Genomic DNA, 12934 nt, shown 5'->3' on the forward strand with positions numbered 1-12934 from the left:
GGAGGGCACCGGCGAGCCTCAGGAGCGGCTGACACCGGAGCAGTTGCGCGGCCTCTTCCTGTTCGAATCGCTCAGCCTCGAACAGCTTCACTGGCTGGCCGAGCGCGGCAGGGTCGAGCGACGGGACGCCGGTGAGGTGGTGTACCGGGAGGGGGAGCCCGGCACCTGCTTCTTCGTCCTGCTCAGCGGGGTCATCTCGCTCAACCGGGTCCTGCACGGCGACGACGTCCAGGTCAAGACGACGGAGCAGCGGGGCGTGTACAGCGGCGCCACCCGCGCGTACCTGGGCGACCGCGTCGACCAGTCGTATCCGCACACGCTGCGCGCGGTCAGTGACGTCGAGTTCTTCGTGCTCCCGGCCGAGGAGTTCGCGTACGCGGTACGCACCTGGTTCCCGATGGCGCTGCATTTGCTGGAGGGGCTGTTCTTCGGTACGCGCGCGGCCAACGCGATGGTCAACGAGCGCGAGCGGCTGCTGGCCCTGGCGTCGCTGTCCGCAGGTCTCACCCATGAGCTGAACAACCCCGCCGCGGCGGCCCTGCGGGCGACCGCCGGGCTGCGCGAGCGGGTCACCGGCATGCGGCACAAACTGGCGATGATCGCCGACGGCCGGCTCGACGGGGCGGGTCTGCACAAGCTGGTGGGGCTCCAGGACGACGCCGTTCGGCAGGCTTCGGCGGGCGTCGAGATGAGCGCGATGGAGACCGCCGACGCGGAGGACACCGTCAGCGACTGGCTGGAGGAGCAGGGGGTCACCGGGGCGTGGGATCTGGCGCCGTCGCTGGTGGCCGCGGGTATCGGGGTGCCGTGGCTGACGGAGGCGGCCCGCTCGGTGGGAGAGGAGCATCTGGAGCCCGCGGTGCGCTGGATCACGTACACCATCGACACCGAGCTGATGATGGGCGAGATCGACGACTCGGTGGAACGGATCTCGGAGCTGGTCGGGGCGGCCCGGCAGTATTCGCAGCTCGACCGCACTCCGTTGCAGGTCGTGGATGTGCACGCGCTGCTCGACGCCACGCTGACCATGCTCCAGGCCAAGATCCCGGCCGAGGTGCGGGTGGTCAAGGAGTACGACCCGGACCTGCCGTCGATCCCGGCGTACGGCGCGGAGCTGAACCAGGTGTGGACGAATCTGATCGTCAACGCGCTCGACGCGATGCCCGAAGGCGGCACGCTCACGGTGCGCACGTGGCGCGAGGACAAGCGGCTGATGGTCGAGATCGCGGACACGGGGGTGGGCATCGCGAAGGAGGTGCGACCGCGGATCTTCGAGCCGTTCTTCACGACCAAGCAGGTCGGTGAGGGTACGGGGCTGGGTCTGGACATCTCGTACCGCATCGTGGTCAACAAGCACCACGGGGATCTGCGGGTCACCTCACGTCCGGGGGACACCCGCTTCCAGGTGTGCCTGCCGATCGAGCAGGAGGCGGCGAGCCCGGGGGCGGATGGGGGCGACCTGGAGGATGATGACGCGGCCGACGACACGGCTGACTCGGCGGATGGGGGCGCAGGCCGGGCGGATGGAGGCGCCGGCTGAGGATCCGGTGCGGTAAGCCCTGCGGTCAGCCCAGCAACTGGTGAGTGAAGCACCAGCGCCAGTCCTCGCCGGGCTCCAGGGACCGCATGACGGGATGACCGGTCTGCGCGAAGTGCTCGGACGCGTGGCGCAGCGGTGAGCTGTCGCAGCAGCCGACGTGTCCGCAGGTGAGACAGAGGCGCAGATGGACCCAGTCCCGACGGCCGAGTGCGACGCAGTCGGCGCATTCGTCGGTGGGCGACAGGGGCGTCACGTCATCAGTCGCGTTGGCGAGATCCGCACATGTAGCCATGCCGTGATCGTACTGCGGCGGGGCGCGGGAGGCGCGTCGAAGGTCTCGACGGAGATCGGGGAGACGACGGACCCCGCTACCGCCCACGAAGTCCGTCACCTCCGGCGACTTCGCATCCCTCGGCGTGCAGACTGGCTACCGTGACGACATTGAGCAAAGGCGCCAATCTCCCGGTGACGGTCCCCTCGGTGCGGGCCGTCCTGAGCTGGTCGGCGGGGCCCGATACACCGGACGTGGACGGTTCCGCGCTTCTGCTGACCGGCCTCGGACAGGTGCGCTCCGACGGCGACTTCGTCTTCTACAACCAGCCGCGCCACGCCTCCGGCGCCGTACGCCACCTCGGCAAGCAGCCCGGCGCCGACACGGTGGAGGTGGACCTGGCCGCGCTGGAGCCGGGCATCGAGCGCGTGGCGCTGTGCGCGTCCGCCGACGGCGGGACGTTCGGGCAGGTGCCCGGTCTGCGGATGCGGCTGCTGGACGCGGCGTCGGGGACGGAGCTGGCCCGGTTCGACATGGAGGCCGGTTCGGAGACCGCGTACGTCAGCGGGGAGCTGTACCGGCGGGGCGGCGGGTGGAAGTTCCGGGCGGTCGGGCAGGGGTACGCGAGCGGGCTGGCCGGACTGGCAACGGACTTCGGCATCACGGTCGACGAGGAGCCGGCTCCGGTGGCCCCGCCGGCTCCGGCGCGGACGCCGGCCGCTCCTTCTGCTCCCGCGCCCGCGCCCGCCGCTGCGGTGGGCGGCCGGCCCGCCGCGCGGCTCACCAAGGGTGAGGAGCGGCTGCCGGTCGACATGCGCAAACGCCTCTCGCTGCGCAAGGAGCAGGTCGCGGTCAGCCTGGACAAGCACGGCGTCACGGGCGTCGTCGCGCGCGTGGTCCTCGTCCTCGACGCGTCGGGCTCGATGAGCGCGCTCTACTCGCGCGGTGTGGTGAAGAACGTCGCCGAGCGGATGGCGGCCGTAGCCGCGCAGCTTGATGACGACGGCGAGATGCAGGCGTGGACGTTCGCCACCAATCCGGCCCGGCTGCCCGATCTGGTGATCGGCGAGCTGCCCGAGTGGCTGAAGCTGCATGTGCGGGTGGGGCAGATCAGCCTCCTCGGCCGTAAGAAGCCGCCGAAGGGCCTCGTCGCGGGACAGGTCGACATGCGGGCGGTCGGTGTCCAGAACGAGGAGCAGAAGGTCATCGCGGAGGTGCGCGCGTACGTACGCGAGAATCCCGTGCCCGCGCCGACCCTGGTGCTGTTCTTCTCCGACGGTGGTGTGTACCGGGACGACGAGATCGAGCGGGAGCTGCGCGCGGCGGTCGAGGAGCCGGTGTTCTGGCAGTTCGTCGGGCTCGGCCGCCGGGCCAACTTCGGCATGCTGCAACGCTTCGACACGATGGAGGGCCGCCGCGTCGACAACGTCGGCTTCTTCGCCGTGGACGACATCGAGCGCGTCTCCGATCCTGAGCTGTACGACCGGCTGCTGTCGGAGTTCCCGTCGTGGCTGCGGGAGGCGCGGCGGGCGGGGATCCTGCGCTGACCCGGTCGCGCGGGGGCGGTCGCGCCGTTGACTATCGTGGCCCTTTGATCACGGAGGGGACACGCATGCGAACTGCGGGGGCGGACGACTGGATACGTGTGCCGGTCGGGGACGGTGCGCAGCGGTGGGCGACCCGTGGCCGGAGCCGGCGGGTGCTGATCGTGGTGCACAACGTGACGTCGGCGAGCCGGCTGCTGGACGTACTCCCCCTGTTCCACGACGACTTGCGGGTGCAGCTCCTGCTGACCTGCACCGGGTCGTCCCCGTTCCAGGCCGGGGTGCGCGAGCTGTTCGCCGCGTCGGGGCTCCCGGTCCTGCCCTGGGAGCAGGCGCGTGTGACTCCTGTCGATCTTGTGGTGACCGCGAGCTTCGGGGGCCAACTCGAGGAATTCACCTGCGCGTTGGCCGTTCTGTCGCACGGCATTGGATACACTAAGAGGCTTTCGACACCGGACACCGGACACCGGACACCGGACACCTCCCGCCTCCGGTCTTCGGGTCGTCGCCGGAGTGGCTGCTCGCCGACGGCGTTCCCGTCGCGGACGCTCTCGTCCTCTCCCACCCCGAGCAGGTCGACCGCCTGCGCGCCGCGTGCCCGGAAGCCGTCGGTACGGCGGTACTGGCCGGGGACCCGTGCTTCGACCGGATACTGGCCGCCGGGCCGTACCGGGAGCGGTTCCGCCGGGCGCTGGGAGTACGGCGCGGTCAGAAGCTCGTCGTCCTCAACTCCACGTGGAATCCTGACTCGTTGTTCGGCGACAGCGGCGGGGGCGGTGACAGCGGCGACGGGGACATCCTGCCGCTCCTGCTGCCCCGGCTGACGGCCGAACTCCCCGCCGACGAATACCGCCTCGTGGCGATCCTGCACCCCAACATCTGGCACGGCCACGGGCCCGGCCAGATCCGGGCCTGGCTCGACCGCGCCGGACGGGGCGGGCTGACGTTGATCGATCCGCTGGAGGGCTGGCGGCAGGCGCTGATCGCGGCGGACGCGGTGATCGGCGACCACGGCTCGGTCACCTACTACGCGGCGGCGCTCGGGACGCCGGTGCTGCTGGGCGCGGGCCCGCTGTCGGGGCTTGACGAGAACGCGCCCGTGGCCGACTTCGTAAGAACCGCTCCGCGTCTGGTCCCGCACGCCTCTCCCCGCGCCCAGTTGGAAGCGCTGTTCGCGGACCACCGCCCGATGGCGGGCCCGGCGCGGTACACCACCTCGATGCCCGGTGAGTCGGCGGCGCGGCTGCGGAGTCTGTTCTACGACTTGATGAAGACCCCCGAGCCGCCATGGCAGGCGCTGCTGGAGCCGCTGCCGTTGCCGCCTTACGAGCCGCCGACCCGAACTGTCCCGCTCCGGGTGTTCACGCGGGTGCGCGGCGAGCGGACCGGGGGCGCCGGGGGCGCCGTTGAGGTCGACGTCCGTCGCTACGCGGAGCCGTCGCACGAGCCGGCGGGCGAGGACGAGGGCGAGGCGCACAGCGCCGTACCGGAGGAGACACGGGACATCGGCCGGCTCGACATCGCGGATGTCGTATTCCGCCACGGCCCGGCCGACGATCCGCGGCTGGGTGGTCCGGCCCGGTGGGCGGCGGAGGTCCTGGACCGTCATCCGCACTGTGCCCTCGCGGCCTATGTGACGGGTCCGGGCACCTGCGCGGTGCGGACGCGGCGCGGGGAGTCCCTGCTCCTGACCGCCGCCGAGACGAGCGACGTGACCGGCGACGCCGACCCGGCCGCGTACGCGTCGGCGCTGCACGCGTTGCTGGCCGGGGGCCGTTGGGTCGCGGAGGTGATCAGGAGCGGGCTGGTCGTGCGTACGGGGTCGGAGGCCCACCATGTGTCGGTCAGACGGACGGAGGGCTGACGCAGCGCTGCCGCAGCGAAGCGAGATAGGCGAGTTGGTACTCCGCGCGCTCCGTCGCCAGCGTCGCGATCGCCTCGTCGATGAGCGGCAGCGCCCCGGCCGGGTCGTCGTCGGCGAGGCTGGTCTCGGCGAGATCGGTGAGCGTGCGCGCCGTGTTGTACGCCTCGCCGCCGGCTCGGAAGAACCGCAGCGCGCTCCCGAGCCGTTCCCGGGCCGCTTCCCGGTCTCCGAGGCCGCGCAGCGCACGGCCCCGGTGGCGCTCCAGCAGAGCACGGGCGCGAGGCAGGTCCGTGGCGCCTTCGCCGCCCGGCTGGATGGTGTCGTAGATCCGTCCGGCCTCGTCGAAGCAGTCGTACGCCTCCTGGAAGCGCCACTGCCGCAGCCGTAGCAGGCCGAGCATTTCGACGCTTGAGGCATGTCCGCGTACGTGCCCGGCGGCGCGCTCGTCGGCGGCGGCGGACCGTGCGGCGCTCTCGGCCTCGTCGTAGCGCCGCAACTCGATCAGCGTGTGGGCCAGTTGGGCGTGGAGCGCGCCGGCCGCGCGGGTGTCGGGGAAGTGCGCGTCGGCGGTGCGGACGGCGACGCGCAGGGCCGGCAGGAGTTCGTCGTGATATCCGGCCTTGAGTTGCAGGGGCCACAGGGCCTGGCCCAGCAGTACGACGGTGGGGAAGTCGGCGAACTCCTCGGCCGCGTGCACCGCTTGGAACAGATTGCCCCGTTCGGCGATGAGGGCTGTCATGGCTTCGCCGCGATCCGCGTACGGAGCAGGGGTGCTGGGGGCGTGGGTGGGGGGCGGTGGCACGCGCCAGCTCTCGGGCAGCGCGGCGTTCGCCGCGCGCAGGGCGAGGTCGAGACAGCCCGCGACGGCGCGGGCGACCGCTGCCGCGCATCCCGCGACACGGTCTTCGCCGTGGGCGGTGTCCTCGGCGTGCCGGCGGACGGCCGGGCGGTAGAAGTAGCCCCCGGCGTCGGTGAGTTCAAGGAGTTGCACGGCAGCCAGCTCGTCCAGGAGGCGGGCGGCCTCGGTCTCGTCCGTCTCCCCGATCCAGGACGCGGCGGCGGGGCCGATCGTGGGCCAGGGCCACAGGGACATGAGCCGGTACAGGCGTGCCGTGGCCGGGTCCAGCAGCCGGTAGGCGTCGTGGGCGGCGGTGCGGACGGGATCCTCGGTGGCAGCGGAATCGGATCCCGATCCGGACTCCGGCACGGACACGTGACCGGTCTCGGGCAGGTCGGCGAGCCGCGACGCGGCGGCCCGCAGCGCGAACGGGGACCCTCCGCAGCGGGCCAGCACGGACGGCAGTGTCGCGCGGGCGCGGCTGACCGCCTGCTTCCCCGCGATCTCGGTGAGCAGCCGCACCGCGTCCCGTTCGGCCAGCGGGCCCACCGGAATCCGTACGGCGTCCAGACCGGGCAGCGCGTTCGCGGCGACGACCAGGACGAACACACCGGGCGCGGATGTGAGCAACGGCCGTACCTGCGCGGCCGAATAGGCGTGGTCGAGCACCATCAGCAGCCGCCGGTCCGCCACGATCCGGCGGAGCGCGCCGACGCGGTCCTCCGCCCTGGGTGGTACCTCTTCCTCGGGCACGCCCAACTCCCGCAGGACCGCGCGCAGCGCCGTACTCCCGTCCAGAGCGCTTCCGGCGGAGAACCCGCGCAGGTCGACATAGACCCGCCCGTCAGGGAACCGCTTCGCCGCCTCCCGGCACCCCCAGTGCACGGCCAGCGCGCTCGTGCCCATGCCCTGGGCGCCATGGAGCAGCGCGATACGGGGGCGGCCGTCGGCGGCGCGGGACGCCTCGCGGTCGAGTGCCTTCATCGCATCGCGGCGGTCGGTGAAGAACCGTACGGACGGCGGCAGTTCGGGCCGGGCCGCCCCGCCGCCGGACAGCGGCACGCTCCGCGCGAAGGCGCTCCACGCTCGCGCCAGCGCCGGATCGCGGTGCACACCGTCGTACACGACGCGCGCCACCGCATCCAGGTCCCCCGGATCGACGGGCGCCACCACCTCGCGGCCGGCGATGCGGCGGACCAGACCACCGGCCGACTCCCAGGCCGCTTTCCCTGCCTCGTTCGCCATCCCGGCGCCGACCGCGCCCAGCACGGTCGTCACAGCCGCCAGAGAAATAGGATCCAGCACGTCTTCCCCCGTCGCGGAATCGCCGGCATCGCCGACACTGTTCGCATCCGTCCTCACCGGCAACGATATCGGTGCGCCGCCCGGTTCGTCGGAAGACCGCGGAGTCCCAATCCGCGTGGTGAACGGGACAGTTCAGGCACGGTGCGGTGCGGTGCGGTGCGGTGCGGTGCCCCAGGGACTCAGCAGCAGCGCATGTCCGCGTCGGCCGTGGTGAAGTCGCCCGCCGCGAAGTCGCCCGCCGGGATCGTGAAGTACATCGTCCCGGCGTCGCCCCAGCCCAGTCGCGGGTCCTCCGGGAGCTGGAGCAGGTGGATCGCGGGGCCGTCGTCGTCGCGGTCGGTCACCCAGGTCGCGTACGAGGTGTCGGGCCAGCCGAAGGCGCAGTGGTGGCCGGCGGTGTTCGAGTCCAGGCCGTCCATGGCGGTGAGGATGAGCGACGTGGCGCCCCAGTGTTCGTCCCGGTCGAAGTCGATGTCGTCGTCCTCGATGTCCCAGCAGTCCGGGAGCATGGTCACTTCCGCCGCGTGGACAGGCGTGGCCGGGTAGCTCCGGGCCGGGCGGGGTGCTGTTGTCTCCACCGCCCGCGCCGGGTCGGCGGCGATCACGCGGCCCGCGCCGGGCAGGGTCATGTCGAGGTTCTGATATTCGTCGAACGGTATGTCCGCGTCGAAGTAGAAGAAGTTGAGCAGGCCCGGCCGGGTGGGCAGTTCCTCGCCGAGCCAGGGGGCGAGTGCGTCGGTGTCGAGGACCGCGTGCAGGGAGAGGGGGAGGCCGGCGAACTCGGGCCAGGAGGTGCCGGGTTCGAGCAGGGCGGGGCCGCCGAGCCGGCAGCGGCCGGTGGCAGGGGCGGCATCGGCCGGGTCGGTCAGTCTGAAACCACGGCGGGACATGGCCGCGAATCGCGGGCCGGTCTTCTCGCCGAGCCGTGCGGCGCACTCGCGGTGCAGGGCGGCGGGGTCGTCGAACATCATGTGGGCTCTGTCGCGCCTTTCACTCTTCGGACAGCGGGCTGCGGGCAGCGGGTGGTGGACGCCGAGATTAACGGGCGGGACTGACATCCACCCCGTCCCGTCAGCCGAAGCGGCCGTTCACATAGTCCGACGTCCGGTCGTCCTGCGGGGCGTTGAACATCGCGTCCGTCGTTCCGTGCTCCACGATCACGCCCGGCGTGCCCAGTTCGGCGAGGAAGAACGCGCAGTTGTCGGAGACACGGGCGGCCTGCTGCATGTTGTGCGTGACGATGACGATGGTGACCTCCTCCTTCAGGTCGGCGATGGTCTCCTCGATACGGCGGGTGGAGGTCGGGTCGAGTGCGGAACAGGGTTCGTCCATCAGCAGGACCCGGGGGCGGACCGCCAACGACCGTGCGATGCACAGGCGTTGCTGCTGGCCGCCGGAGAGCGCGCCGCCGGGCTGGCGCAGGCGGTCCTTGACCTCGCGCCACAGGCCGGCCTTGGTCAGGCACTCCTCGACCAGGTCGTCCTTGCCGGAGCTGTTGGCCTTGATGCCGTTGAGTTTCAGGCCCGCGAGGACGTTGTCGTACAGCGACATCGCGGGGAACGGGTTGGGCTTCTGGAACACCATGCCGATCTCACGGCGGGCCCGGGTGATGCGGCGGCCCCGGTCGTAGATGTCGTCGCCGTCGAGCAGCACCCGCCCGGCCAGGGAGGCGGATCCGATCAGCTCGTGCATCCGGTTGAGGATGCGCAGGAAGGTCGATTTGCCGCAGCCCGACGGGCCGATGAGAGCGGTGACCTCCAGGGCGGGCATGGTCAGCGAGACCCGGTCGAGGACCTTGTGGTCGGCGAACCAGGCGGAGACCTCCTCGGCCTCGAGCGTCGCGGGTGACGTGGGTGCCGCCGCGCCGCCTCGGGAGGCGGCCGTGGGCAGGGACATCGTGTCGGCGGTCATGGTCGACCAACTCCTCTTTCTCTACAGCAGGTTGGGCAGAAGGCGGGTGGCGGCGCCGGAGACGGCGACGCCGAGCGCGACCAGTACGGGTCCGGCGGCGATCCAGGTCTGCCAGGTCCCCCACACCCGGTGGAGCCAGACAGTGAGGAGGGCGGCGATCAGCAGGGCCTGCGACCAGAGGAAGACCGCGAGCCAGGCACCGCTCTCCCCGCCCAGGGCCTCCTCGGCGGGCCCGATCCAGCCGCTGCGCAGCGGCCGGGGCGGGCTGGGCTGGACCGGGGTGGTGAGCGCGGCGTCGACGCGCAGCACTCCGGCGGGGGTGTACGGGCCACCGGACGCGGTCATGAGGGTGAGCCGGCCCCGGCCGTCGGCGAGGGGTGCGAGGAGCTTGTCGCCGGGGCGGCGGACGCCCAACACCTCGTACACCGCCTTGCCCTGACCGGTCGTCACCTCGATCGACGTGCCGGCCGTGAGCTTGTCGAGGGCGTTGAACGGACTGCCGTAGCCCCACTGCCTGCCCATGATCACGCTGGCGCCCTCCTGGCCGGGCAGCGCGGTGTCGCGCCGGTGGCCGGGGCCGGACATCAGGACACTGGACGTGGTGCCCTCGGCGACGACCTCGCGCAGCCCGAGGGAGGGAATGCGCAGGAGTGCGACGGGCGCGCCCATGGCGAGGGGCTTGTCGTCGAATGTCCGCTGGCCCACCGGGGCGGTGCCGAGGGCGAGTTGCTTGCGCAGCTCGTCGTATCCGGTCTGCTGGTCGCGGGCGTGCTGGAGGTGCCCGACGACCGTGAGGTTCGCGGTGAAGCCGAGCAGGACCGCGGCGAGGACGCACAGTGCCGCCCCGGCGAGTGCGAGCCCGGGGCGGGCCGGGGGGCGGTCTCCCCCGGAGCCCGGTCGCGGTTCGGCCGCCGACTCAGGGGGTGGTGGTGGCGGGGACAGGGGCTGGAGCGGGGGCTGGGGCGGGGTCAGCACGGTCGTCACGTCGGATGCGCTCCTCGCGAGACGGGGGGGGAAGGGGGAGGGACTGGGGCTGGGGCTGGAGGCGGGTCGGCGCGGTCGCGGGGCGCGGGGTGGGCGGGGGCGGACGCCCCGCCCACCCCCGTACCGTCAGAACCTGAGCAGCCCGCCACGCCGGGCGCGCAGCACGAACAGCGTTCCCAGTCCGCACAGGGACAGCGCGGCGAGTCCCAGCGTCAGGGCGTTGCCGCCGGTCGACGCGAGCGGCCCCGTACCGCCGTCGCCGCCGGAGGAACCGTCCGAGCCGCCGGAGTCGTCCCCGCCCGTCGATCCGTCCGTCGTGCCTCCGTCGGCCGTACCGCCGTCGGCGCCCGCCGTGTCGCTGGGGCTGGGGTCGGGGCCGGGTGCGTCGCCGAGGCTGAAGACGAACTCGACGCTGTGGCCGTCCGCCGCGTCCTCGGTGAGTGTCGCCGTATACGAGCCGTCCGCGAGCGGGTCCGGGACCGTGAACTCGTAGTCGGCGACGGTGCCTTCGGCGTCGGCGGTGGCGTCCGGGAACGGGGATTCGCTGTCGGTGAGTACGACCTTGACCGTGGCGTCCTCGGTATAGCCGCGCGCGGTGACGAGGACGGTCTGACCGGGGGTGAGCGTCGGGTTGACGTCCAGCGGTGTGCCGTCCTCGTCGGTGACGTCGAGGTCGGCGGGCGTCTCGGTCTCGGTCGGGTCGGGCGACGGCGAGGAACCGGCCTCGGTGACCGTGTAGTTGGCGACCGGTGAGTCGGAGGGCGCGTACACGGCCGGGTCGGTCGGAACGTACTTGGCGGTCAGGGTGTGGGCCCCCGCCGCGAGCGCGGACGTCTTCAACTCGGCGGCGCCGGCGGCGACATCGACCGTGTCCAGCACCTCGGTGCCGTCGAGGAACGCCACCTTGCCCACCGCGCCGGGCGGCGTGACGGCGGCCGTCAGCGTGACCTGCGTGCCGACGGGCGCGGTGCCGGCCGGAGTCGGGGTGAGGGTCGTGGTGGTCGGGGTGACGGCGGCGGACGGGACCTTCCAGGAGTCACCCGCGACCTGGATCGGGCTGGTGTAGTAGTCGAATCCGACGTTGGCGGCGTTGCGGCAGAACAGCCGGATCTCGTACGTCCCGTCGAGCGATCCGGTGGGAATCGCGGTGCGCAGGCGGCCCTCCAGCGATGTCCCGGCGGGGATGTCGGCCGTGATCGGGCCCTGGTCGTAGGGTGCGCCGACGCTCGTCCTGCCGAGCAGGAGCGTGCCGCCCGAGGGGCTGACCAGGGAGAGTTGAAGCTGCTGCGCGTTGGCCGTGGGGCAGGCCGCCTCCGTACTCACCTTCGGGAAGGTCGGGTTGTCGGCGATCTTGCCGGACGTCGTCTCGAACGTCAGCTCGCCGATGTCCCCGGCCGCCCGCGCCTGGGGGGCGAGGCCGAGGACGGTGGCCGCCGCTGCCAGCAGCAGCGTGCAGCAGATCAGCAGGACGGTGGACGTTCGGTGCTGTGGTGCGGTGGCTCGCATGGTGGGTCGCCCCCCAAGAGGTCGGTGGAGTGGTGGAGTTGATCCGGTCGTGGGTGACAGGGGTGAGCGGCGGGGTTCGCCGGGCGGTGCAGCGGTACGCCGGGGGGCCGGGCACCCTGAGGGGTGCCCGGCCGTCGCGCGGTCAGCGGTTGGTGGTCAGCTCTCGCCCTTCAGGGCGGTGCTGCCGCAGTTGGAGATGGTGCCGAAGCCGTACTCCTTGATGAGCGTGGGCCGCGCGCAGACCTTGGAGCCCGTGCCGACGAAGGTGCCGGCGATGTTGGCGACGGTCAGCTTGTTGGTCGGGACGACGTTGTAGACGTCACGGTTGAAGGGGAAGGCGGTGTTCAGCGAGCCGTCGGCCAACTGCGGCTGGGCGCCGTTCACCGCGCCGAGCACGGCGAAGCCGCGGCGGTCGACCACATCGCCGGGCTGGTTGCCCTGCGCGATGTACTGGGCGATGGAGTACGGGGCGATGTCGCCGGCGCTGTCCAGCTCCTCGCCGTTGTGCTCCTGGACGGTGTCGTCGACGCAGGAGCCGAAGGTGTCCTCGGTCAGGCCCAGCACGCCCAGGAAGAAGGAGCGGGTGCCGGAGCCGGCCTGGGGCAGCAGCGGGGTGAGCGCGACGCCGTTCAGGGTGGTGGTGTTGCAGGTGTAGATGGAGGTGAGCTGCGCGGTGGTGAGCGCGGTGGGCAGTGCGCTGTCGCCGCGCACGGCGAAGGTCACCGCGTCCTTGCCGAACGGGATGAAGGTCAGGTCGGTGGTCGACGTGTTGGAGACGCCGCGCGAGGAGCGGGCGAAGTCCAGGCAGCCGGTGTTGTTGTCGACGGCGTTGCGCAGCGCGTTGATGCCGGCGGACGAGCCGTTGGGGCGCGGGATCACACAGTTCGTCGCGCGCGTCTTGATCGTCGTCGTGCCGGTGGCGTTGTACGAGGCGATGAGGCTGCCGGAGTCGATGGCGTTGCCCAGGCCGTTGAACACGTCCTGGGTGGTGTCGGAGCCGACACCCGCGAGCACCCGGTAGGAGCCGGGCGCCGGGTCGGCCGAGGCCGGGACGGCCAGGGCGCCGAGTGCGAGGGCGGCGGCGCCGACAAGGGCACCGATACGTGCGCGGGACTTGACGCTCACTTGTGTTCTCCTCCGTCATTACGAATATGAGGAATGGACGCTCGAG

General features: G+C 72.0%; 10 protein-coding genes. 3 read left to right on the forward strand and 7 right to left on the reverse strand.

Annotated features, from left to right (window positions below; all coding sequences use genetic code 11):
* Nucleotides 1-28 precede the first annotated feature (28 nt).
* On the forward strand, nucleotides 29-1540 hold the full coding sequence (locus OG329_RS08010) for an ATP-binding protein (RefSeq protein WP_405801700.1): 1512 nt from the start codon (nucleotides 29-31) through the stop codon (nucleotides 1538-1540).
* A gap of 25 nt (nucleotides 1541-1565) precedes the next feature.
* On the opposite strand, the gene OG329_RS08015 is transcribed toward OG329_RS08010, so the two are convergent.
* Nucleotides 1566-1832: a UBP-type zinc finger domain-containing protein gene (locus OG329_RS08015; RefSeq protein WP_405793681.1), complete on the reverse strand. Its 267-nt coding sequence runs from the start codon at nucleotides 1830-1832 to the stop codon at nucleotides 1566-1568.
* 140 nt (nucleotides 1833-1972) lie between these two features.
* Between OG329_RS08015 and OG329_RS08020 the strand changes: the two genes are divergently transcribed.
* Together OG329_RS08020 and OG329_RS08025 are read left to right on the forward strand one after the other, a co-directional pair.
* On the forward strand, nucleotides 1973-3358 hold the full coding sequence (locus tag OG329_RS08020; protein WP_405793682.1) for a VWA domain-containing protein: 1386 nt from the start codon (nucleotides 1973-1975) through the stop codon (nucleotides 3356-3358).
* A 748-nt stretch (nucleotides 3359-4106) separates the two neighbouring features.
* On the forward strand, nucleotides 4107-5219 hold the full coding sequence (locus tag OG329_RS08025) for a hypothetical protein (protein ID WP_405793683.1): 1113 nt from the start codon (nucleotides 4107-4109) through the stop codon (nucleotides 5217-5219).
* Here OG329_RS08025 and OG329_RS08030 read toward each other — a convergent pair.
* The 6 genes from OG329_RS08030 to OG329_RS08055 form a co-directional block, all read right to left on the reverse strand.
* Nucleotides 5200-7335, reverse strand: coding sequence for a tetratricopeptide repeat protein (locus OG329_RS08030; RefSeq protein WP_405793684.1), 2136 nt, complete (start codon nucleotides 7333-7335; stop codon nucleotides 5200-5202). The two genes, OG329_RS08025 and OG329_RS08030, sit on opposite strands and share 20 nt — an antisense overlap.
* A 206-nt stretch (nucleotides 7336-7541) precedes the next feature.
* Complete coding sequence (locus tag OG329_RS08035; protein WP_405793686.1) at nucleotides 7542-8333, reverse strand: DUF1963 domain-containing protein; 792 nt, start codon at nucleotides 8331-8333, stop codon at nucleotides 7542-7544.
* 100 nt (nucleotides 8334-8433) lie between these two features.
* Entirely contained in the window at nucleotides 8434-9258 is an 825-nt protein-coding gene (locus tag OG329_RS08040) for a phosphate ABC transporter ATP-binding protein (protein WP_405801702.1), read from the reverse strand.
* A gap of 36 nt (nucleotides 9259-9294) precedes the next feature.
* Nucleotides 9295-10257, reverse strand: coding sequence for a sortase (locus tag OG329_RS08045; RefSeq protein WP_405793688.1), 963 nt, complete (start codon nucleotides 10255-10257; stop codon nucleotides 9295-9297).
* Between the two features lie 126 nt (nucleotides 10258-10383).
* Complete coding sequence (locus tag OG329_RS08050; RefSeq protein WP_405793690.1) at nucleotides 10384-11763, reverse strand: Ig-like domain-containing protein; 1380 nt, start codon at nucleotides 11761-11763, stop codon at nucleotides 10384-10386.
* A gap of 156 nt (nucleotides 11764-11919) precedes the next feature.
* Nucleotides 11920-12888 carry a hypothetical protein gene (locus OG329_RS08055; protein WP_405793691.1) on the reverse strand — a complete coding sequence of 323 codons (969 nt, stop codon included), beginning with the start codon at nucleotides 12886-12888 and terminating at the stop codon, nucleotides 11920-11922.
* Between the last annotated feature and the right edge of the window lie 46 nt (nucleotides 12889-12934).

Origin of the sequence: Streptomyces sp. NBC_01506 (assembly GCF_045040295.1) — a bacterium.
Classification (GTDB): Bacteria; Actinomycetota; Actinomycetes; order Streptomycetales; family Streptomycetaceae; genus Streptomyces.